Consider the following 22,138-nt stretch of genomic DNA (forward strand, 5'->3'; position numbering starts at 1 on the left):
TGTACACCAGTAAAAGAACACCTATGTACAACAAACATATAATTACGCTTATTTTTTTGGCTCTTGGCCTTCACGTTAGTTTTGCCCAAGACGATGAAAAAGATTTAGGAACAGAAACAGTGACCGTTACGAAAGCGTATACACCTACAGTTTCAGATGCCTTTAAAATAAAGTCGGTTCCTAATTTGAACGATTCTATCGTTCTTCAAAAAAAGCCGATTACCTATAGTATTTTTTCAGTGCCGGTGGCATCGACATTTACACCGTCTAAAGGAACGGCCTCGAAAGTAGAAAAACTGCCACCGCCACAGTTGTTTAATTCTTTTGCTTCTTTAGGGGCAGGACTTTATGGTAATGTGTTAGGCGAGTTTTATACCAGTAGAACTATCAATAGAGATGAAAATTTTGATGTTGGTTTTAATCATTTATCCTCAAGAGGTGGAATTGATGGAGTGGAATTGAATGACACTTTTTACGATACAAGATTGGATGCTTCGTATGCAAAACGTGACCGCGATTTAGATTGGGGCGCAGCAATAGGGCTTCAACATCAGTTATACAATTGGTACGGAATTGAACCAGGTGTTTTCAGTGAAGCGGTAATTAGCGGTATCGATGAACGGCAGAACTATTTTATGGGAGAAGTTGGGGGACACGTTAACATTGAAGATGCCTTTTTTAAGAGAGCCGATTTAAAATACCGTCGCTTTTTTGATGCCGTAAGTTCAGGGGAGAATAGAGCAATATTTAATACCGGTTTTGAATTTCCGATGAACGAAGAGGTTTTTGCAGTAAAGGCTAAAGTTGATTATGTAGGTGGTACTTTCGAAAATGCCAGTGTAAGTAGTAGTACCAATGATACCGGTATTTCTTATGGCAATTTACAGGCAGGCATTAATCCGTCATTAAAAATGCTTCGTGATGACCTTTCTTTAAATCTTGGTGTGAATTTGGTATACGGAATGGATTTGGAAAATAGCGAAAGTAACTTTTATATTTATCCCGCAGTTACTGCGTCATACAGGTTGTTAGATGAATCTATAATTGCTTATGGTGGTGTTACCGGAGAATTAAAGCAGAACTCATACTATGATTTAGTAGAGGGTAACCCATATGTTTCCCCGACATTATCAATTGCTCCTACCGATAGTCAATATAATGCTTATGTAGGATTTAAAGGTCAGTTATTGCCGAATTTGAGCTATAATGTTAAAGGGTCATATTCAGCAGAAAATAATAGGCCGTTGTATCGATTGAATCCTAGAAACGATTTCAGGTCAGATGAAAAAGGATACTATTATGGCAATTCATTTGATGTGTTTTATGATGATATTAAGACTTTGGGCATATTTGGAGAGTTGAATGTAGATGTGAATCGTAATTTCACTTTAGGGGTAAATGCCGAAATATATGATTACACCACTGAGACAGGAAACGCAGCTTGGAACTTACCGAATTTAAAAGGTTCATTATTTATGGATTATCAGATTGGTGAGCAATGGTTTATGGGCGCAAACTTATTTTATGTTGGCGAGCGTGAAGATTTTTCTTCTTCAGTTGTAGAAAATGTTCAACCAAGTGAATTTCCTGTGACCCTTATTACTTTAAATGGTTATTTTGATGCCAATGCCCATTTGGGTTATCGATTAGATGACCAACTTTCGTTTTTTATAAAAGGTTCAAATCTTTCTAATAACGATTACCAACGCTGGTCTAATTTTCAAGTACAAGGTATTCAAGTCTTAGGAGGAGCAACATATAAGTTCGATTTTTAGAAATACTTGCAAAAAAAATTCACGACTATAGATAAGCCCTTCTAATAATTGAGAGGGGCTTTTTTTTTGTAATGCTATGATTTTGTAGGTTTTATGTACTTTAGAGAACGATTTATGTGTTATGCAATTACGAGATTTATATACAGGAATAATTTTTTTTCTACTACTTAGCGTGTCGTATTCTGGCTATTCTCAAAATTTTGTGCGAAATCCTAGTTTTGAAAACTTCATTAACTGTCCCGTTAAATTGGGTAATCTAGAACTAGATGTTGAAGATTGGAGAATGCCTACCTTGGGTTCTACAGATTATTTTAATGGATGCAGCGAGGCCATGGGAACCCCGAAAAATTTTAATGGGCAGCAACCTGCAGATTTCGGAGAAGGGTATGTGGGTTTGTATATGTATGCCCCAAACGACTACCGAGAGTATTTACAAGCGACCTTAATTACTACACTAAAAAAAGGTGAACACTACTCGATTTCTTTTTATGTGAGTTTGGCAGAACGTTCAGATTTTGCGGTAAAGGAATTCGGAATTAGATTTACGGAGTTTCCAGTACAGGTAGAAACTAGCCAAGTGTTATCGAGTATGCATTTTTCTAAATTAAAAGGTGATACTTCAAATCAGCTAGAAATTAAATATTCAAAGTTTTACTCCGACGAAATAGAATGGATAAAGCTTACACAAGAGTTTGTGGCCAATGGTACAGAGAATTATTTGATTATCGGGAATTTTAAGAATAACAAACGCACTCAAAAATTTCAGACCAAAAGAAAAATCACCAAAGGGTCATACTATTACTTAGACATGGTGTCAGTATATGAAACAAATTCAGAAGACGCGATTTTGACCTCTGAAAATCAAGAAAGCTTTAAAATAGATAGCTTGCATGTCTTTAAAGATGTTCATTTCGATTTTAACCGAAGTATTCCTAGAAATTCACATCAACGTGAATTAAACTCATTAGTGGCTTACATGAAAGAACATACTAAGCTGAAAATAGCAATAACTGGGTATACCGATAATGTTGGGTCGAATTCATTTAATAAAATTCTATCACTTAAAAGAGCTGAAGAGGTAGCTCATTATTTAATCAATAATGGAATTGATGAAAGTCGAATAGAATACGCTGGCTTGGGTAGTGTAAAACCGATAGCTGATAATACTACAGACGCCGGAAGATTACTCAACCGGCGCGTAGAATTTATTTTAAAAGAGTAAGTTAATAATCGGAATATTCTGTTGGATACAATAGAAAAATGTCTGCATTACTTACAGTGTTGACGTATTTGTCCATTACTGAAATTTCTTTCCATTTATCAGAATCGACAAAATTTTTCCATAAAGCATTACGTTTATCCATATCAGAAAATGTAGTCATGTACATTAAATTCGGCATCTTATCTCCTGAAATAACATCGGCATAGAATACGGCATTGAACCCTAAATTTTCAAATAGCTCAACTTCGCCACCTTCATTGAACATATCAACTTTTCTATGATACATTGCCTCTGTTGGCCCTTCATAGCTACGTAATTCGTAAACCCTGTCTTTACGTTCGCCTTCTACAGTGCTAGGTTTCATAACAGGCATATCAGGAAAAGCACGCATTAGAACTGAATTGATTCTTTCGTACGGTTTTTTGTCATGAGTGGCATTTATGTAATCGGCACCTGAAGCTAGATGCTCCTTGTCTACGGCAAGCATAGCGTCAAGTTTATCAAACTCTGCCAATGTTTTAAAAGGTATTAAAACATAGATTTTATCACTCAATTTAAATTTATCTGGTCGCACCTTAAATACTCCTACGTGTTCAATGCCCATTCTTTTTAATGCAGGTATATAGGCATCTTTTAAATAGGTGTCAACCCTTTTTTCTTGATCATCGTCTTTTATAGTGTATGTTTTTAGCTGGTAGTATTCTTTGTTTTGACCATAACCGGAGAATGATGAGAATACCGTAAATAAAATTAACATCAACGGTATAAGATGTTTGTTTTTCATGAATTTCATTGGTTTAGAATTAGAATTAGAAAGTTAAGGATAAAATTACTGATGGCGAAGATGTATTTTTGTTGATAGTAACATTTATATGTCAAACTTTCTTCAAAAACCACTTATTGATCCTGCCAAAAGCCCCATATTTTATGGCTATGTCATACTAATTATAGGTACAATTGGAATTTATTGTAGCATACCAGGTCAAACTATAGGTGTATCAGTATTTACTGATCCCGTAAAAGATGCTTTAGGGCTTTCTCGAAATCAATTCAGTAATGCCTACATGATCGGTACTATTGTAAGTTCACTCGTCATTGGTAGGGCAGGGGTTTGGTTCGATATGTATGGTGCCCGATATGTAGCTTTCTTTGCAGCTTTGATTTTAGGGTTGACCTTATTTTTATGTTCTTGGTCTGCACTAATGAGTTCCTATATTAAAGAGTTCTTATCGGTAGATACGTGGATAGTGCCTTTTACATTAATGACGGTTTTATTTTTTTTGTTACGTTTTGCTGGTCAGGGAGTTTTGACCATGGCCTCTAGAAACGTAATAATGATTTGGTTCGATAAAAATAGAGGCAAAGTAAATTCATTTAGTAGTGTTGCACTTTCCTTCGGCTTTTCATCTTCACCTTTATGGGTCAACTTCCTTATTGAAGGGTATGGTTGGGAAAGCACATGGCAGTTTATGGCAATTGGGTTATTGGTGTTCAGTATGTTTATTTATACTTTTTACAAAATCTCACCTGAAAAGCACGGTCTTCTACCAGATGGAGCAAAATCTTTATCTGCAGAGGAAGAAGAGAAAAAAGTAGCACCAAAACAATTTACTCTCGACGAAGCTAAAAAAGAAAGAGCATTTTGGATGTATGGGCTTACCCTAGCCTTCAACAGCTTTTTTATTACCGGACTCACCTTTCATGTAGTGTCTATTTTTACACATGAAGGTTTTATGAAGGCAGATGCTATAGCTATATTTCTGCCTGCTTCTGTGGTTGCGGTAACAGTATCTACCTTGTTTAACTTTTTAAGTGATTATTTGCCTTTAAAACTGTATTTGTATTTAATGTTGTTAGGCGGATTTTTAGCCTCTCTAGGTTTCTTATTCTTATCCACTCCTGCAGGTGTTCCAATGTTAATTACCGGTTTTGGTATTTTAGGCGGATTTTTCGCAGTTCTAAATGCGGTTGCATGGCCTCGTTTTTTTGGCAGATCTCATTTAGGAAGCATCACCGGAAAGATTATGAGCTTTTTAATTCTGGCAAGTGCATTGGCGCCTAGTATTTTTAGCTTGTGTTTGTCAACATTTGGGTCATATGAAATGGTAGGTTATTTAGGTTTAGCATTTTTGCTTTTTCTGGTAATTGGCTCCTTAAAAGCCGATAATCCGCAGTAATTCAATATTTTAAAAAGTTAATGGTTAACAACTTGCAGTTCAAGTAGAAATCAAATTATCTTTACATAAAACACTTCACATGGATTTAAATTTAGCAGTACTCATAGATGGCGACAATATACCTTCTGCCTATGTAAAGGAAATGATGGAAGAAATTGCTAAATATGGTAATCCTACAATTAAGCGGATTTATGGAGATTGGACCAATCCTCGTTTAGGGAAATGGAAAAATGTATTGCTTGAAAATGCTATTACTCCTATTCAACAATACGGCTACACGCAAGGTAAAAATGCTACCGATTCAGCAATGATCATCGATGCCATGGATATTCTTTACACGGGTAAGGTAAACGGATTCTGTATTGTAAGTAGTGACAGTGATTTTACACGCTTGGCTACAAGATTACGAGAAGCAGGTATGCAAGTTTTTGGAATCGGCGAGCGTAAAACCCCGAATCCATTTATAGTAGCCTGTGATAAATTTATTTATATAGAGATTTTAAAAGGAAGATCAGAAGAAGATTCATCCGATCCTGTTAATGAAACCCCTGCAGCCAAGAATGTAGTTGACAAAATAACTCCCAAGGCACTGCGATTGATAGCTACCACTATTGATGATGTTGCAGACGATGACGGATGGGCATTTTTAGGTGACGTGGGTAGTTTGTTGCAAAAGAAGCAACCAAATTTTGATTCTCGTAATTATGGGTTTCAAAAATTGACTCCCTTGATTAATTCCATTCCACATTTTGAAATTGAGCGACGAGAAGATTCTAAAGGGCGTAAAAAATTAATTTACGTGAAAATTAAGGAGAAGAATACTTCAAAACCAAAGAAGTAACCAACTCTCGTTAATTATTTTTTCGGGAACATCTATGTTTTTCTTTTTCTTAGAACGAGGTACAAAGCATTGTATTAGTTTTTGTATTTTTCAAATCAAACTTTAAGACTATGAGCCGTATTTTATTGCTATTGTTGTTCGCTCTAATTTTCAATTCTTGTAAAGAAACTGAGAAGAAAGACTTGACCGAAGAACCGAGACCTATCGCCGAGGTGTTTGGTGAATTTTATGAGTTTAAAAAGAATATTAATCCAATAGAAGCGACCAAAGCAGGTTATTCACAATACAATGATACGATAGCCAATTATATTTCAGATAATTATATATTTCATTTAAAAGACCGCTATACCTACTTTTTAGAAGAATTGGATAAGTACGATTCTACAAAGGTGAGTACGGCCGATTGGATGAGTTTACGCGTAATGAAGTGGGATTGTTCTGTGAAGTTACAGGGGGTAATGAACCCCATTGTTACTGTGGCGTCCCCAATTTATGATCTTCCTAGTTTTGAGTTAATGCCTCTTTTTCAGATACAATCGTTGCATTTGTATGTTGCTCAATTAGCTGGTGGTACTAGTGTACAGCCTTTTAAAACTATAGAAGACTATAACAATTGGCTAAGTAGATTAGATGATTACCTGTTTTTTTTAGATACCTCAATTGATAAAATGAAATTGGGTATGGGTAAAGGCGTTGTTTTGCCAAGGGTATTGACTCTTAAAATGTTACCTCAGGTACGTGCTTTTATTGATGTTCCACTTAAAGAGAATCTTTTCTATCAACCCATATTGAATTTTCCTGATGGAATTTCTGATGTTGATAAGGATATATTAGAAAGTAATTATGCTGCTTTTATTAAGGATAAACTGACTCCTAAATATGTGGAGTTACATCAATTCTTGACAGAAGAATATTTGCCGAAATGTAGAGAAACAAGCGGACTTTTAGATTTGCCTAATGGAAAAGAAACATATCAGTATTTAATAAAACTCCATACTACCACGAACATGAATGCTGATGAAATTCATGAATTAGGCCTGTCAGAGGTGGTGCGCATTTCAGGTGAAATGGAAATTGTTAAAAATCAAATCGGGTTTAAAGGTAATTTGAAATCTTTTTTCAATTCACTTAGGACTAAAAAGGAGTTAATGCCTTTCAATAATCCAGAGGAGGTTATTGCTAATTTTAATTCCATCAATGACCGCATTGGTTTAAAAATTGATTCTTTATTCGCATTAACACCGAAAGCGGGATTTAATGTTCGTAGAACAGAAGCTTTTAGAGAAGCATCGGCAAGTGCAGAATATACACCGGGTTCGAAAGATGGATCAAGGGCGGGTATTTTTTATGTCCCGATTCCAGATGTAAAAACATATAATACTGTTCATGACGAAGCTCTGTTTTTGCATGAAGCAATACCTGGTCATCATTTTCAATTATCCTTGCAGCAAGAAAACAAGAACCTGCCTGAATTCCTGCATCCAGAAAGTATGGGTGTTTTTGTGGAAGGTTGGGCACTTTATGCAGAATCTCTAGGTAAAGAATTAGGGGTCTATACAGACCCTTATCAATATTTTGGAATGTTGAGTATGGAGATGCACAGAGCTATACGTTTAGTAGTAGATACTGGTTTGCATGCAAAAGGATGGTCGAGAGAAAAGGCGATACAATATTCTTTAGATAATGAAGCTGAGTCAGAAGAAAGTATAATTGCAGAGGTAGAGCGTTATATGGCTACACCCGGTCAGGCACTTTCGTATAAACTAGGTCAACTAAAAATCAGAGAATTGCGTACAAAAGCAGAGAAAACCCTTGGCGCTAATTTTAATATTCGGGAGTTTCATAGTCAAATTTTGAATTCAGGTAGTTTGCCACTGGTTCTGTTAGAAGAGAAATTAAATGGCTGGATAGTGAGTCAAAGTAAATAATGTAGTAAAATGCTGATAAATCAATAAAATATTAAAAGAATATGCACGTTTGAGACTCATAGTTTAACGCTAGCTTGAATAAACATGACCCAGATTATAGTTAAAAGTTTTTTTTTGATTCAAATATTATATGCCTACTCAGCAATAAATGTGCTGAATTTTGAAAGTTCAAATGATGCATTTCGGGAGAGGAAGACCTCTGAAGAAGCTGTACTGGGTGTTTGGAATTATGCCATGTCTGATGTAGATTTTCTTTATGAGAAAGGTATATTGTTCATTTCTAAAAAAGAAAATATTTACGATGTAGCCATTAAATATCCAGAAGGTATATATACCTGTCAAGATGTTATTATAGAAAATGATCGCATTAATTTTAATGTGAATATCGCTGGTTTAGAACGTGTTTCTTTTGTATTGATGGTAGAAGGAGACCGAATCATTGGGGAGAGCTATTCCAATGCTGGTTCTAGCCAAATAATAGGCGCACGTCAACTTCCTGTGCGTTAAAGATTTAGATTTTACCAAAAAAATACTTAGTTTTCAATATTATTTGAAGTCGGCCTAGTTGGTTTGCTTTGGTAATTATTGGTGAACTAATTTTTGTGTTTTGAAAAAACTACTACCTATTCTACTCGTTTTATTATCTGGTTGCGAACTCATGAAAGAGAAAGTTGACCTAATTATTGTAAACGCCACTGTATATACTGTAAATGATGAGTTTTCAAAAGCTCAAGCTTTTGCGGTACAGGACGGTAAATTTATAGCGGTTGGTACAACCGATGAAATTCGTGATAAGTATACCTCTGATCAACTTATTGACGCTGACGGTAGAGCTATTACGCCAGGTTTAATTGATGCTCATTGTCATTTTTATGGCTTGGGATTAAACCAGCAATTAGTAAATCTTGTTGGCACCACTAGTTTTGAAGAAGTACTAGAGCGGGTTAATGAGTTTCATGCTACGAATCCGAAAACATTTTTAAGAGGTAGAGGTTGGGACCAAAATGACTGGGAGGTCAAAGAATTTCCAACGAAAACAGAATTAGATACTCTTTTTCCAGATATTCCTGTTGCTTTAGAGCGAGTTGATGGTCATGCCTATTTGGTTAACCAGAAAGCCTTAGATATGGCAGGTATAGATTGGAGTACCAAAGTTGAAGGCGGCGAAATTGAAAAAAAATGGAAAGACGGATTTTCTGGAATTACAGGCATACTTATCGATAATCCTATGGCGTTGATAGATAGTATTATGCCATCCCCAACTTTAGGAGATAAAATTAAGGCCTTAAAAGATGCTGAACGTATTTGTTTAAATCACGGACTTACCACTGTAAATGATGCTGGTATCGATAGGAATACTATTGAACTCATCGATAGTTTACAACAAGTCGATGAGTTATCAATAAGAGTTTACGCAATGGTTAGTAATACTAAAGAAGATGTAGATTACTTTATTAATAAAGGGCCTATTAAAACAGACCGACTTAATGTTAGGTCTATAAAGGTATATGGTGATGGTGCTTTAGGGTCTAGAGGAGCAGCATTAAAAGAACCATATAGCGATTTGCCCGGTCATTTTGGGGCCATGGTAACTCCTGTTGAAGAAATAGAAAGTCTTGCTAATCGCTTAGCGCTTTCAGAATATCAAATGAATACACATGCCATTGGCGATTCTGCCAATATTGCTGTTTTAAGGGCTTATAAAAAGGTTTTAGATGGAAAAGAAGATAGACGCTGGAAAATTGAACACGCCCAAATATTAACAGAGGGTGACTTCGATTATTTTGAAGATGGAATAATACCTTCGGTACAGCCAACGCATGCGACCAGTGATATGTATTGGGCCGAGGATCGTTTGGGTGAAAGAATTAATGGCGCATATGCGTATAAGACTTTATTGAATAAAGCAGGCATGGTAGCTTTGGGCACCGATTTTCCGGTAGAAGATGTCAGCCCATTTTTAACTTTTTATGCTGCAGTGTCACGAAAAGATATTAGCGGTTTTCCTAAAGAAGGGTTTCAAGTGGAGGAGGCTTTGAGTAGAGAAGAAACACTTAAAGGGATGACAATTTGGGCTGCCTATTCAAATTTTGAGGAAGATGAAAAAGGAAGTATCGAGCCCGGTAAATTTGCTGATTTTGTTATCTACGATAAAGATATGATGACCGTTCCCTTAGAGGAAATACCGACGATACGTGCAGAGCAAACATTTATAAATGGTGTAGTTCGTTAAAAACAAAAACCTCGGTATTAGACCGAGGTTTTTAATTAATGTTGTTTTTAAACTTACATGGTAATTGGTACGGCAACTCTTGTTTTGTCCCAGCCCATTACTAAATGTACTCCACCGTCAACATCTTTGAAAGCAATAGAAAATTCTTCTAAAGAAGCGGCGTCAGAACCATTAGGCACGGTTACACGAGCAACATCGGAAGCCTCATCATAGAAGTAAGAACCCCATTGATTTAGATTTTTATTTAAAATAACAGTCCATTCTGATTCACCAGGTATAGTAAATAGAGAATAGGTACCTGCTTTAATATCTTTTCCTCCGAATTTTACACCTTTATAAAATGTAATTTCAGGAGCCTCATTTGCTCCAGTTCTCCATACTTTACCAGTAGGAGCCAGCTCTTCCATAGAGCGTCCTTTCAATTGAGGTCTACCATAGATAATACGAACCGTTTTTTCAGAAACTTTGTAATCTGTTGGGTAAGCAGCCATATCCATAGGGCTTTTATCGATACCCGAAAATTCTTGAGCTGATACAGAAGTCGTTAAAACTAAAGCTAACATTAAAGTAGCAAGTGTAAATGTTTTTTTCATAATAATTGTTTTGGTTAACTAGGTCATAAAACTAAACAGTTCCTTACAGTCTTATTGATAAAAAGAAGTTAAATTTTGATTCATTACATTATTCTAGGTTCTTTGGATAATTATGATTAAAAATATTTTAAATTAAATTAAATAAACGAAATATGGTTATGATGTGTAATTAAAATTAGCCTAAGTGTTTCTTAATTGAAACTATAAATAGATATTTGTATTCGAAATGATATAATAATTAGATTATGTGTGGAATAGTATGTGCATTTGATGTTAAGGAAAGTACTGAGGTACTAAGGCCTCAGCTTCTTGAAATGTCGAAGAAAATAAGACATAGGGGTCCAGATTGGAGTGGCATCTATGCAGATGATAAAGCCATCTTGGCGCATGAGCGTTTGGCAATTGTTGATCCAGCTTCTGGTAAACAACCATTACTGAGTCCAAATGGTAAATTGGTGTTAGCTGCCAATGGTGAAATATATAATCATAGAGAGTTGCGTAAGCAGTTTGAAGGTAAATACGACTTTAAGACAGAGTCTGATTGTGAAGTTATTTTAGCTTTGTATCAAGAAAAAGGAGTTGACTTTTTAGATGAAATGAACGGTATTTTTGGCTTCACTATTTATGATGCTGAGAAAGATGAGTATTTTGTTGCACGTGATCATATGGGAATCATTCCTTTATACATGGGTTGGGACAAGAACGGTACATTTTATGTGGCTTCAGAATTAAAAGCTCTAGAAGGTACGTGCACTAAAATTGAGCTATTTCCTCCAGGTCATTACTTGCATAGTTCAGATGGGGAGTTGAAAAGATGGTATTCTAGAGATTGGATGGAGTATGATGCCGTAAAAGATAATGCTACAAGCATTCAGGAAATTAAAGAAGCATTAGAGGCTGCCGTACACCGGCAATTAATGTCTGATGTGCCTTATGGCGTGTTATTATCAGGAGGTTTAGATTCTTCCGTAACATCTGCAATCGCTAAAAAATATGCCCAGAAACGTGTTGAAAGTGGAGATACCACTGATGCGTGGTATCCACAATTGCATTCTTTTTCTGTGGGTCTAGAAGGTTCACCAGATTTAGCTGCAGCTCAAAAAGTTGCTAAGCATATTGGTACGGTTCATCATGAAATCAAGTTCACTATTCAAGAAGGTTTAGATGCTATTAAAGATGTAGTATACAACTTGGAAACTTACGATATAACTACGATTCGAGCATCTACACCAATGTATTTAATGGCTCGTGTTATTAAGTCAATGGGAATAAAGATGGTATTGTCTGGTGAAGGTGCAGATGAATTGTTCGGTGGGTATTTATATTTTCATAAAGCACCTAATGCTAAAGAATTTCACGAAGAGACCGTTCGTAAATTGAGCAAACTACATATGTATGATTGTTTAAGAGCTAACAAATCATTGGCATCTTGGGGAATTGAAGGTAGAGTTCCATTTTTGGATAAAGAATTTATGGATGTCGCTATGCGTATTAACCCACAAGATAAGATGATCAATGGTGAGCGTATGGAGAAATGGGTTGTCCGTAAAGCTTTTGAAGATATGTTACCAGAAAGTGTAGCATGGAGACAAAAAGAACAATTCTCTGATGGTGTAGGGTATAGCTGGATTGACACCTTGAAAGTGGTTGTGAACGAAGAAGTAAGTGACGAGCAATTGGCAAATGCCAAATTTAGGTTCCCGCTTCAAACCCCGACTTCAAAAGAAGAATTTTATTATCGTTCTATATTCGAAGAGCATTTTCCATCAGATGCGGCTGCATTATGTGTGCCACAAGAAGCTTCTGTAGCGTGTAGCACTCAGATAGCTTTAGAATGGGATGAAGCATTTAAAAATATGAACGATCCGTCTGGTAGAGCTGTAGCAAACGTGCACTCCGATGCATATGTAAAGCAATAGAGTTTGAATTAGTCACAGTATCTATTGTATAAAAACCCGTCTATTTATATAGACGGGTTTGCTTTTTAAATTTTAGATAGACTACAAATCGTTTATCATTTTCTTTAATTTTTCTTTAGACTCTCCGGTCTTCTCTTGTATTCTTCCTAAAAGTTCATCAGATTTACCTTCAGCGTACTTAAGATCATCGTCTGTTAGATCAGCATATTTTTGTTTAAGCTTACCCTTTGCTATGTTCCATTTTCCTTTAAATTGCTCTTCATTCATGATAACTTATTTTAAGATTATATAGCTAAGTTAATATCGATATGTAAAGGAATTCTTAATATTTTCTGAGTTTAATCGATAGTGCACACATTAGTTTTAATCAGATTAATTTTCGACCAATTTTGTTAATGAAAGATTAAAATATAAGAAGGATTTATTTATAAATATGGAGTTTTTAATAGCAATTAAGGACTCCTATCTTTTAAGTCAATTAATACTAAGATTTCATTATAATCTATAAAAAGAGAAACGAAGCAGTAATTATGATTCCTTTTATATGATTTGTCTTTTAATCGTTAATTTTCCACAATAATTGTTGATAACTTGCTATAGCCTAATCGCTAGAAATATCATATTTCATGGGGTATTGCGTATATTTGTAAGATTGCAAAATTTGAAGTAAAACAACCTTAATTTTATGAGCGAAGAAGCAAATAAGAAAAATTATTCAGCAGATAGTATTCAGGCCTTAGAGGGTATGGAGCATGTGCGTATGCGTCCATCCATGTATATTGGTGATGTTGGGGTGCGTGGTTTGCACCATTTGGTATATGAAGTAGTAGATAACTCTATAGATGAAGCGATGGGAGGCCATTGTGATACTATTAGTGTTGTCATTAATGAGGATAACTCAATAACCACAAAAGATAACGGTAGGGGTATTCCTGTAGATTTGCATAAAAAGGAAGGTGTTTCTGCGTTACAGGTAGTAATGACCAAAATTGGTGCAGGTGGTAAGTTCGATAAAGATTCTTACAAAGTTTCTGGTGGTCTACATGGTGTAGGGGTATCATGTGTTAATGCATTGTCGGATCACTTAACGGCTACAGTTTATAGAGAAGGTGTTGTTTGGCAACAGGAATATTCAAGGGGTAAGGCTCTTTATCCTGTAAAACGAGTTGGAGAAACTACGGAGCGGGGAACCATGGTAACCTTTCACCCGGATGAAACTATTTTCACCCAAACTATTGAGTATAGTTATGAGACTTTAGCAAATAGAATGCGTGAGCTTTCTTTTTTAAATAAAGGAGTGACCATTTCTATTACCGATATGCGTCAAAAAGACGATAAAGGAGAATTTGTAAATGAAACTTTTTACTCTGACGAAGGGCTTAAGGAGTTTGTTAAGTTTTTAGACAGTAATCGTGAGTCGTTGATAAAAGATGTCATTTCCATGGAAGGAGAGAAAAATGACATCCCTGTAGAGGTTGCCATGATTTATAATACAAGTTATACTGAGAATTTACATTCTTATGTGAACAATATTAATACCCACGAAGGGGGTACGCATTTATCTGGATTTAGAAGAGGACTTACTTCTACTCTAAAGAAATATGCCGATGCTTCTGGTATGTTGGATAAATTGAAGTTTGAAATACAAGGTGATGATTTCCGTGAGGGATTAACTGCTATTGTTTCGGTAAAAGTTCAAGAGCCTCAGTTCGAAGGTCAGACTAAGACGAAATTAGGTAACCGTGAGGTTTCTGCTGCAGTGAGTCAGGCAGTTTCAGAAATGTTGACTAATTATTTGGAAGAACATCCAGATGATGCTAAAATAATTGTTCAAAAAGTAATTCTTGCAGCTCAGGCTAGACATGCGGCTTCTAAGGCTCGTGAAATGGTACAGCGTAAGAATGTTATGAGCGGTGGTGGTTTGCCAGGTAAACTATCAGATTGTTCAGAGCAAGATCCTGAGAAATGTGAAATTTTCCTTGTCGAGGGTGATTCGGCAGGTGGTACGGCCAAAATGGGTCGTGACCGTAATTTTCAGGCTATTTTGCCTTTAAGAGGTAAGATTTTGAATGTTGAGAAAGCCATGCAACACAAGGTTTTTGAAAACGAAGAAATTAAGAACATGTATACTGCTTTGGGTGTTACCATTGGTACCGAAGAAGATAGTAAGGCATTGAATCTTTCGAAATTAAGATATCACAAGGTAGTCATCATGTGTGATGCCGATGTCGATGGTAGTCATATTGAAACATTAATATTAACTTTCTTCTTCCGTTATATGAGAGAGTTGGTTGAAAGTGGTCACGTTTATATTGCAACTCCACCATTATACTTGGTGAAAAAAGGACAGAAAAAGCAATATGCTTGGAGTGATAAAGAACGAGATGCAATTGCTGACAGTTATAGTGGAGGCGTGAGTATTCAACGATACAAAGGTCTAGGGGAAATGAATGCTGAACAATTGTGGGATACCACAATGAATCCAGAATTCAGGACGTTAAGACAAATTGTTATTGATAATGCAACAGAAACAGATCGTGTTTTCTCCATGTTAATGGGTGATGAGGTTCCGCCAAGAAGGGAATTTATTGAGAAGAATGCCGTTTATGCGAACATTGACACATAGAAAGTACTACTTACACAACAAAAACCTGCGCCTACAGCGCAGGTTTTTTATTTTTAGGTAAAATTTTAAAAAATGAGGAAATTACTTACATTAATTTTTCTAGGTTGTAGTATGATCACTACCTCGCAAGTTGATTTTAACAATGTACTGGCCGCCGGTCTAGAAGATGCCGAAAAGTTTACAACGGATTACTTAAGTCCGCTATCGGAATCTGTGGTATACAATATGGGCACAGGTTGGTACAATACGGCAGATGCCAAGCCATTGGGAGGTTTTGAAATTTCCATAGTTGGGAATATCAGTGGATTTAAAAATAAGCAGGATAAAAAAGTTTTTATTCTTGACCCCAATGATTATCAAAATATCGATTTTGTTGAAAACCCTGGTGTAGCTAGAGAGGTATCTACCGCTTTGGGTGATATCAAGGGTGTTGAAGTATTTGTAGAAAGTCAGGTAGCAGGAGTCACGTTACGGGAAACATTTGAATTGCCATCGGGACTATCTGGTGAAGGGGTCGATTTTGTTCCTTCTGGCTATGTTCAAGCTAGTGTTGGCCTTATCAAGGGAACGGAAATTAAAGCCCGTTTTCTTCCAAAAATGAATTTTAAGGATGCTTCTGTAGGATTAATCGGATTTGGTATTCAGCATGATTTCACTAAATTATTACCGGCCGATAAAGTGTTGCCAGTAGCTATTTCGGCCGTAATAGGCTATACCAATATCTCTGGGGATTATGACCTGACCAATGCAAAGTTAATAGAAGGTGAAAATCAACGAATAGATGCTAGTATAAACACATGGGTGTTCAGTGGCGTGGTCTCTACGAAATTACCTATTATTAATTTTTATGGAGGTTTGGGTTATGTAACTGGAAAATCTGTAACAGATATTTTAGGGACATATAGAGTAACTAGGGGTCCTTTTGCTTCTGAAACCTATGAGGATCCATTTTCAATCACTAAAAAGGTCAGTGGTGTTACTGGTACTATTGGTACTAAACTTAAGCTTGGTTTCTTTAGATTGAATGCCGAGTATAATTTAGGAGAGTTTAATACTGCTACAGTTGGGGTTAATTTTGGGTTTAGGTAATTGAATTTAAATAGTTAATAGAGTTCTAAGTAATTCAGTTCGCTATCATATAAAAGCCCTATAAGATTGATTGCAATCTTATAGGGCTTTTCATTTGCTTAGACATAAAGCTTATTAATGAAATCTATAATTGGTTAAATCAAATGAATTATATGAAGAGATGAACTTGGCATTTGTTATTTAGTTTAGATGAGAAGATTTAAATTCCTTAGAAATGGATGTAAATAAAAAAGACTGCCCAGATTGCTCTGGACAGACTTTTTCCCATGGCCCTGTTAAAATTGTTTATTCCCTTATTGCCATAGTGGCACCATCCTTATTTTTAAGAAAAAAATTGTCCTCTAAGTTCTGAATGGTTATATAATTGTTAGGTTTATCTTCAAGACCTCTATACTCAATAGTATACATGTCACCTTGCTTGGACCAGTTGAAATCTGTTTTTAAAACAATGGTAGTACCATTAATTTCATGATACCTTCCTAAATAGACATCATTGAATATCCATTCTTTTCGAACTGTTTGCTTCGATGAATTTTCTGAAGTAATGATTTTCGATTGTGACCATATCCCAATAATGGGATCATTGTTTTGTTCTATCCTAGAACAATTGGCTAGAAAGACTATGGCACAAATGGCCACCAAAGAGAGGAACTTCTTAGTCATAAGTAGGTTAATTTATTTTTTTTTGGATTTGGGATCCACAGTTATTAACGCAATGAATTTCGCGTTATTATTTAAATTCGATGTATGGTAACTAATTGTCGATATCTTCGTTGAACTGCATTTATTTTTAACACCACGTGCATTTAATCGATGTTTTTAAGGTGAATAAGTAGTAATTAAATGAGCTTCTCTAGACGATTTTTCGTCAATAAATACCTATTTTTGGATTGGAAATTCAATATAAATAAGGTCGGTGACCCTATTTTATAAATAATAATTCATAAAATATATATACATGAAAGTTACAGTAGTTGGTGCAGGGGCAGTAGGTGCTAGTTGTGCAGAGTACATTGCTATTAAAGATTTCGCATCTGAAGTTGTTATTTTGGACATTAAGGAAGGTTATGCAGAAGGTAAAGCAATGGATTTGATGCAGACTGCATCATTAATGGGATTTGATACTAAAATTACAGGCAGTACAAATGATTATGCTAGAACTGCTGATAGCCATATAGCTGTAATTACTTCTGGTATTCCGAGAAAGCCAGGTATGACTAGAGAAGAATTGATTGGTATAAATGCAGGTATTGTAAAAACTGTTTCAAGTAACCTATTAAAGCATTCTCCAAATGTTATCATAATAGTAGTAAGTAATCCTATGGATACTATGACATATTTGGTACACAAAACTACTGGCATCCCTAAAAATAGAATTATAGGTATGGGTGGAGCTTTAGATAGTGCAAGATTTAAATACCGTTTAGCAGAAGCTATGGAAGCTCCTATTTCAGATATCGATGGCATGGTTATAGGCGGTCATAGCGATACTGGTATGGTTCCATTAACTTCTCATGCGACAAGAAATAGTATTCGTGTTTCAGAATTTTTATCAGAAGATAGGCTACAACAAGTCGCCGATGATACTAAAGTTGGTGGCGCAACTTTAACGAAGTTGTTAGGTACAAGTGCTTGGTATGCTCCAGGTGCGGCAGTATCATCAATGGTTCAGGCAATAGCCTGTGACCAGAAGAAGATGTTTCCATGTTCTACCATGCTAGATGGCGAATATGGATTAAGTGATATTTGTATCGGTGTTCCTGTAATTTTAGGAAAAGATGGGATCGAGAAAATTATCGATATACCATTAAGTGCCGCTGAAAAAGCGAAAATGAAGGAGAGCGCAGATGGTGTTTCTAAAACAAATGGCCTTTTAGAGTTGTAGTTTATATACTCCTAAACATAAAAGTAAAACCTTTATAGTCTAACTATAAAGGTTTTACTTTTATATGGAAATAGGCTTCTGAAATATTTATAAAGTATAAAATAGACTACCTAGTATAATCTTTCTTTTTATATTTGCCGCATGAATGCAAAATGGTGCGTAAGTACTTTAATTATTATTCTAGCCGTATTAGGGCTAAGTCATGAGCAAAAAAAAGCTTCTAATCAGCAAATTCTCTTACAATTTACAGATGTAGAATTAGCTTCAGAAACTGCTCATGATGAAGTTTTGACAGCAATTACCAAAAGACTAAAGGTCTTAGGTATTGATGCTATTGAAATTATTGAAAATGACGGGAGACAAGTAAGTATTCGTTATTATAGTAATGTTGATGCATTTAGTGTTAAGGAATTTCTTACTGAAGAAAACCACCTTTCATTAAAGTATCAAGATGAAATTCCTTTTGATTTTCCAAAAGAAGAGCTTCCTGAAAAGTATAATCTAGTAGTATCAGATCTGCATCAGCAAGCTGATAATGGATTGAGTTTAAATGGAAATCTTGTTTTAATTCAAAAGCAAGATTATAATAGATTTTCTAATCCAGTAATTCTAAAGTTTAATAATACAATAGTTTTTAAACAAGATGCTATTGTAAATGTATCCTTTAAGATTAATAGAAATATTGCAATTGCAATAGATAACACTTCACAAACTATTCCAGAAGTTAGGGCAGGACCTAATGTTTATGGGAATAGCTAATTCCAACAAAAAACATCACTAAGGATCGTAATTACTTTGCGTAAAAGTAGTTTGCTTTAGATTTTTAAATTACGCAAAATCTTAATCAACATAAACTAAATATATTTTTAAAATGCAAAACAAAGGACTTATAAAGCTTTTTGCTTTATTATTTGGGTTAGTTAGTATCTACCAGCTATCCTATACTTTCATCACAAGCAAAGTAGAAAAAGAGGCGAACGTTTTCGCAGCGAGCCGTATAACGGAAGGAGAAGAGGGTTATGTAGCAAAAAGGGAAATTGTAGCTGCAAGCTATCTTGATTCCATTGGCAATAACAGTATTCTTGGGTATACCAATTACAATGAAGCCAAAAAGAAGGAATTGAATAAAGGTCTTGACCTTAAAGGTGGTATCAACGTAACACTACAGATTTCGGTTAAAGACATCCTCAAAGGATTGGCTAACAACACAAAAAGTCCAGTTTTTAATAAAGCTTTGGCCGATGCCGATGCTGCATCTCAAAATAGTGACGACACTTATATTGAATTGTTCTTCGAAGCATTCGATAAAATTAAAGGAGAAACTAAATTAGCTTCACCTGATATTTTCGCCAACAAAGGTCTTAGTGATGAAATCAATTTTCAAATGTCAGATGATGAGGTTAAGCCTATCATCAGAAGAAAAATTGATGAGTCTATTGTTTCTGCCTTTGAAGTATTAAGAGAGCGTATCGATGGTTTTGGTGTTACGCAACCAAACATTCAAAGAGAAGGTAATTCTGGGCGTATTTTGGTAGAATTGCCAGGTGCTAGAGATATTGCTCGAGCACAAGATTTATTATCGAGTACTGCTCAATTAGAGTTTTGGGAAACATATAAGCAAAGCAATACAAGCTTTAGTACATTCCTTATTCAAGCGAATGAAAAATTAAAGGATATTGTAGAGGTAGAAAGACCTGAGCAAATTAAAGAAGAATCGGAATTAGATTCATTATTGTCTGATGTTTCTGCTGATTCTTTAGATTTAGCAACACAGGTAAATCCATTGTACGAATTGTTGATTCCTGCTAACCCGGGAACAAATGCAATGTTTCGCGCAGCTATTAAGGATACGGCAACTATCGGTTCTTATTTAAGAATGCCTGAAATTAGAAGGTTGTTACCTGCTGATATTCAGTTCACGAAATTTGTATGGGAAAGACCAGCTTCAGAAGATGTTGAAGTAATCGATTTATATGCATTAAAATCTAACCGTGATGGTACACCTAGAATTAGTGGTGATGTTGTAAGTGACGCTCGTGCAGATTTTGACCAGTTCAGTAAGCCTGCCGTTTCTATGACCATGAATACTAAAGGTGCTAAAGAATGGGAGAAATTAACCGGTGACGCTTATACGAACCAAACAGGTATTGCTATTGTTCTAGATAACAAAGTGTATACCGCTCCAGGTGTTTCATCTGGTCCCATATCAGGTGGTCGTTCAGAGATCACTGGTAACTTTACGGTAAACGAAACAAAGGATATTTCGAATGTTCTTAGAGCTGGTAAATTACCTGCTTCTGCAGAAATTATTCAATCAGAAATTGTAGGTCCTTCATTAGGTCAAGAAGCTATTGATAGTGGTTTTATGTCTTTCTTAATCGCAATGGCGATTGTTCTATTATGGATGATCGGTTATTATGGTAAAGCTGGTGCATTTGCAGATATTGCTTTATTATTGAATATCTTATTGATTTTTGGAGTACTAACAAGTTTAAATGCGGTATTAACATTACCTGGTATTGCCGGTATCGTTTTAACTATTGGTATGTCTGTAGATGCGAACGTACTTATCTTTGAGCGTATTAAAGAAGAGTTGGCAAAAGGTAAAGGAAAGAGCCAAGCAGTTGCTGATGGATTTGGAAATGCCTTGTCTTCTATTTTAGATGCTAACATTACTACTGGTTTAACTGCTGTTATATTATTTATTTTTGGCTCAGGACCTATAAAAGGATTTGCAACTACCTTATTAATTGGTATTATAACATCTCTTTTTACCGCTATATTCATCACACGTCTATTAGTAGATTGGTATGTTGGGGGTAAAGGAAGAAGTTTAGACTTCTCAACTAGTTTTACTAAAAACCTTTTCAAGAATATAAATATTGATTTCTTGGTTAAAAGAAAGATAGCTTACATACTATCAAGTGTTTTGGTAGCTGTTGGTTTGTTCTCATTATTCTTCGGACCTGGATTACAGCAAGGTGTAGATTTCGTAGGTGGCCGTTCGTATACAGTTCGTTTCGAACAACCGGTTAATCCTTCTGAAATTACCTCTGAATTGAATACGGTATTTGGAAGTGGCACCAATGTGAAAACATATGGTGAATCTAATCAAGTAAAAATAACTACTCCTTATAAAGTTGATGTTGAAGGTATTGAGGTAGACAATGAAATTCAAGACAAATTATATACATCTCTTCAGAAATATTTACCAGATGGGATCAGTAAAGATGCTTTTGTTTTAGGTGGTGTAGATGATGAGGCTGTAGGTATTTTACAATCGGTTAAGGTTGGTCCTACAATTGCCGATGATATTAAAAACAATGCGTTTTTAGCTATATTAGGTTCTTTAGCGGTAGTATTCCTATATATCTTATTAAGATTTAGAAGGTGGCAATTCTCATTGGGTGCGGTTGTTGCGGTATTTCATGATGTATTGATTGTATTAGGTGTTTTCTCTATATTCGGTAAGTTGATGCCATTTAACATGGAAATTGACCAAGCGTTTATAGCCGCTATATTAACGGTAATCGGTTATTCATTGAACGATACCGTGGTTGTATTTGACCGTATTCGTGAAACATTGTCAGAACGCGGCTGGAAAGGTGGTGAGAATATTAACTACGCTATAAACAGTACTTTGAGTAGAACTTTGAATACTTCTTTGACTACACTAGTAGTGTTGTTGGCAATCTTCATATTTGGAGGTGAATCATTAAGAGGATTTATGTTCGCAATGATAGTTGGTGTAGTTGTAGGTACATATTCATCTGTATTTATTGCAACTCCAGTAATGTTCGATGCATTAAGCAAGAAAATTACTTCTGGTAAAGAAGAATAAATAATTACT

At 35.5% G+C, this 22,138-nt stretch carries 17 protein-coding genes; 13 read left to right on the forward strand and 4 right to left on the reverse strand.

What is annotated here, in order from left to right; all coding sequences use genetic code 11:
- Nucleotides 1-23: 23 nt before the first annotated feature.
- Nucleotides 24-1,775, forward strand: a complete 1,752-nt coding sequence (locus BMY56_RS07775; RefSeq protein WP_091623213.1) for a TonB-dependent receptor — start codon at nucleotides 24-26, stop codon at nucleotides 1,773-1,775.
- Nucleotides 1,776-1,977: 202 nt separating this feature from the next.
- Nucleotides 1,978-2,997 (forward strand): OmpA family protein, encoded by a 1,020-nt coding sequence (locus BMY56_RS07780; protein ID WP_177170939.1) that lies wholly within the window; start codon nucleotides 1,978-1,980, stop codon nucleotides 2,995-2,997.
- 1 nt (nucleotide 2,998) lies between these two features.
- Here BMY56_RS07780 and BMY56_RS07785 read toward each other — a convergent pair whose 3' ends face one another.
- Nucleotides 2,999-3,781, reverse strand: coding sequence for an NIPSNAP family protein (locus tag BMY56_RS07785; RefSeq protein WP_245737174.1), 783 nt, complete (start codon nucleotides 3,779-3,781; stop codon nucleotides 2,999-3,001).
- An 88-nt stretch (nucleotides 3,782-3,869) separates the two neighbouring features.
- Here BMY56_RS07785 and BMY56_RS07790 point away from each other — a divergent pair, with 88 nt between their 5' ends.
- The 5 genes from BMY56_RS07790 to BMY56_RS07810 all read left to right on the forward strand — a co-directional run bounded on the left by BMY56_RS07790 (nucleotide 3,870) and on the right by BMY56_RS07810 (nucleotide 10,176).
- Nucleotides 3,870-5,174 carry an MFS transporter gene (locus tag BMY56_RS07790; protein ID WP_091622292.1) on the forward strand — a complete coding sequence of 435 codons (1,305 nt, stop codon included), beginning with the start codon at nucleotides 3,870-3,872 and terminating at the stop codon, nucleotides 5,172-5,174.
- 79 nt (nucleotides 5,175-5,253) lie between these two features.
- Nucleotides 5,254-6,015, forward strand: coding sequence for an NYN domain-containing protein (locus BMY56_RS07795; protein WP_091622295.1), 762 nt, complete (start codon nucleotides 5,254-5,256; stop codon nucleotides 6,013-6,015).
- Between the two features lie 110 nt (nucleotides 6,016-6,125).
- Nucleotides 6,126-7,943 carry a DUF885 domain-containing protein gene (locus BMY56_RS07800; protein WP_091622298.1) on the forward strand — a complete coding sequence of 606 codons (1,818 nt, stop codon included), beginning with the start codon at nucleotides 6,126-6,128 and terminating at the stop codon, nucleotides 7,941-7,943.
- 114 nt (nucleotides 7,944-8,057) lie between these two features.
- Complete coding sequence (locus BMY56_RS07805) at nucleotides 8,058-8,450, forward strand: hypothetical protein (RefSeq protein ID WP_143057795.1); 393 nt, start codon at nucleotides 8,058-8,060, stop codon at nucleotides 8,448-8,450.
- A gap of 100 nt (nucleotides 8,451-8,550) precedes the next feature.
- Nucleotides 8,551-10,176, forward strand: a complete 1,626-nt coding sequence (locus BMY56_RS07810) for an amidohydrolase (protein WP_394332496.1) — start codon at nucleotides 8,551-8,553, stop codon at nucleotides 10,174-10,176.
- Between the two features lie 53 nt (nucleotides 10,177-10,229).
- On the opposite strand, the gene BMY56_RS07815 is transcribed toward BMY56_RS07810, so the two are convergent.
- Entirely contained in the window at nucleotides 10,230-10,769 is a 540-nt protein-coding gene (locus BMY56_RS07815; RefSeq protein ID WP_091622306.1) for a DUF2911 domain-containing protein, read from the reverse strand.
- Nucleotides 10,770-11,014: 245 nt separating this feature from the next.
- Between BMY56_RS07815 and asnB the strand changes: the two genes are divergently transcribed.
- Nucleotides 11,015-12,688: an asparagine synthase B gene (gene asnB, locus BMY56_RS07820; RefSeq protein WP_091622308.1), complete on the forward strand. Its 1,674-nt coding sequence runs from the start codon at nucleotides 11,015-11,017 to the stop codon at nucleotides 12,686-12,688.
- Between the two features lie 81 nt (nucleotides 12,689-12,769).
- Here the strand turns inward: asnB and BMY56_RS07825 are convergent, their stop codons facing one another.
- Nucleotides 12,770-12,955 (reverse strand): CsbD family protein, encoded by a 186-nt coding sequence (locus BMY56_RS07825; protein WP_091622311.1) that lies wholly within the window; start codon nucleotides 12,953-12,955, stop codon nucleotides 12,770-12,772.
- Nucleotides 12,956-13,373: 418 nt separating this feature from the next.
- Here BMY56_RS07825 and gyrB point away from each other — a divergent pair, with 418 nt between their 5' ends.
- Complete coding sequence (gyrB, locus tag BMY56_RS07830) at nucleotides 13,374-15,314, forward strand: DNA topoisomerase (ATP-hydrolyzing) subunit B (protein ID WP_091622313.1); 1,941 nt, start codon at nucleotides 13,374-13,376, stop codon at nucleotides 15,312-15,314.
- Between the two features lie 72 nt (nucleotides 15,315-15,386).
- Nucleotides 15,387-16,403, forward strand: a complete 1,017-nt coding sequence (locus BMY56_RS07835) for a DUF6588 family protein (protein WP_091622316.1) — start codon at nucleotides 15,387-15,389, stop codon at nucleotides 16,401-16,403.
- A gap of 285 nt (nucleotides 16,404-16,688) precedes the next feature.
- Here BMY56_RS07835 and BMY56_RS07840 read toward each other — a convergent pair whose 3' ends face one another.
- Nucleotides 16,689-17,066 (reverse strand): hypothetical protein, encoded by a 378-nt coding sequence (locus BMY56_RS07840; RefSeq protein WP_091622318.1) that lies wholly within the window; start codon nucleotides 17,064-17,066, stop codon nucleotides 16,689-16,691.
- Between the two features lie 295 nt (nucleotides 17,067-17,361).
- Between BMY56_RS07840 and BMY56_RS07845 the strand changes: the two genes are divergently transcribed.
- From BMY56_RS07845 to secDF, 3 genes are all read left to right on the forward strand, one after another.
- Nucleotides 17,362-18,288 (forward strand): malate dehydrogenase, encoded by a 927-nt coding sequence (locus BMY56_RS07845; protein WP_091622321.1) that lies wholly within the window; start codon nucleotides 17,362-17,364, stop codon nucleotides 18,286-18,288.
- A 141-nt stretch (nucleotides 18,289-18,429) separates the two neighbouring features.
- Nucleotides 18,430-19,047 (forward strand): hypothetical protein, encoded by a 618-nt coding sequence (locus BMY56_RS07850; protein ID WP_091622323.1) that lies wholly within the window; start codon nucleotides 18,430-18,432, stop codon nucleotides 19,045-19,047.
- Between the two features lie 112 nt (nucleotides 19,048-19,159).
- The gene (gene secDF, locus BMY56_RS07855; RefSeq protein ID WP_091622326.1) at nucleotides 19,160-22,129 is read left to right on the forward strand and encodes a protein translocase subunit SecDF; all 2,970 of its coding nucleotides are present in this window, start codon (nucleotides 19,160-19,162) and stop codon (nucleotides 22,127-22,129) included.
- Nucleotides 22,130-22,138: the final 9 nt, after the last annotated feature.

Source organism: Maribacter orientalis, from assembly GCF_900109345.1.
Taxonomy (GTDB): domain Bacteria; phylum Bacteroidota; class Bacteroidia; order Flavobacteriales; family Flavobacteriaceae; genus Maribacter; species Maribacter orientalis.

Bases quoted from the DNA above. Each gene is read 5' to 3' on its own strand.
- BMY56_RS07785 (WP_245737174.1), bottom strand. From the start codon at position 3,781: ATGAAAAACAAACATCTTATACCGTTGATGTTAATTTTATTTACGGTA.
- BMY56_RS07800 (WP_091622298.1), top strand. From the start codon at position 6,126: ATGAGCCGTATTTTATTGCTATTGTTGTTCGCTCTAATTTTCAATTCT.
- gyrB (WP_091622313.1), top strand. From the start codon at position 13,374: ATGAGCGAAGAAGCAAATAAGAAAAATTATTCAGCAGATAGTATTCAG.
- BMY56_RS07850 (WP_091622323.1), top strand. From the start codon at position 18,430: ATGAATGCAAAATGGTGCGTAAGTACTTTAATTATTATTCTAGCCGTA.
- BMY56_RS07775 (WP_091623213.1), top strand. From the start codon at position 24: ATGTACAACAAACATATAATTACGCTTATTTTTTTGGCTCTTGGCCTT.
- BMY56_RS07795 (WP_091622295.1), top strand. From the start codon at position 5,254: ATGGATTTAAATTTAGCAGTACTCATAGATGGCGACAATATACCTTCT.
- BMY56_RS07840 (WP_091622318.1), bottom strand. From the start codon at position 17,066: ATGACTAAGAAGTTCCTCTCTTTGGTGGCCATTTGTGCCATAGTCTTT.
- BMY56_RS07825 (WP_091622311.1), bottom strand. From the start codon at position 12,955: ATGAATGAAGAGCAATTTAAAGGAAAATGGAACATAGCAAAGGGTAAG.
- BMY56_RS07815 (WP_091622306.1), bottom strand. From the start codon at position 10,769: ATGAAAAAAACATTTACACTTGCTACTTTAATGTTAGCTTTAGTTTTA.
- asnB (WP_091622308.1), top strand. From the start codon at position 11,015: ATGTGTGGAATAGTATGTGCATTTGATGTTAAGGAAAGTACTGAGGTA.
- BMY56_RS07845 (WP_091622321.1), top strand. From the start codon at position 17,362: ATGAAAGTTACAGTAGTTGGTGCAGGGGCAGTAGGTGCTAGTTGTGCA.
- BMY56_RS07790 (WP_091622292.1), top strand. From the start codon at position 3,870: ATGTCAAACTTTCTTCAAAAACCACTTATTGATCCTGCCAAAAGCCCC.
- BMY56_RS07835 (WP_091622316.1), top strand. From the start codon at position 15,387: ATGAGGAAATTACTTACATTAATTTTTCTAGGTTGTAGTATGATCACT.
- secDF (WP_091622326.1), top strand. From the start codon at position 19,160: ATGCAAAACAAAGGACTTATAAAGCTTTTTGCTTTATTATTTGGGTTA.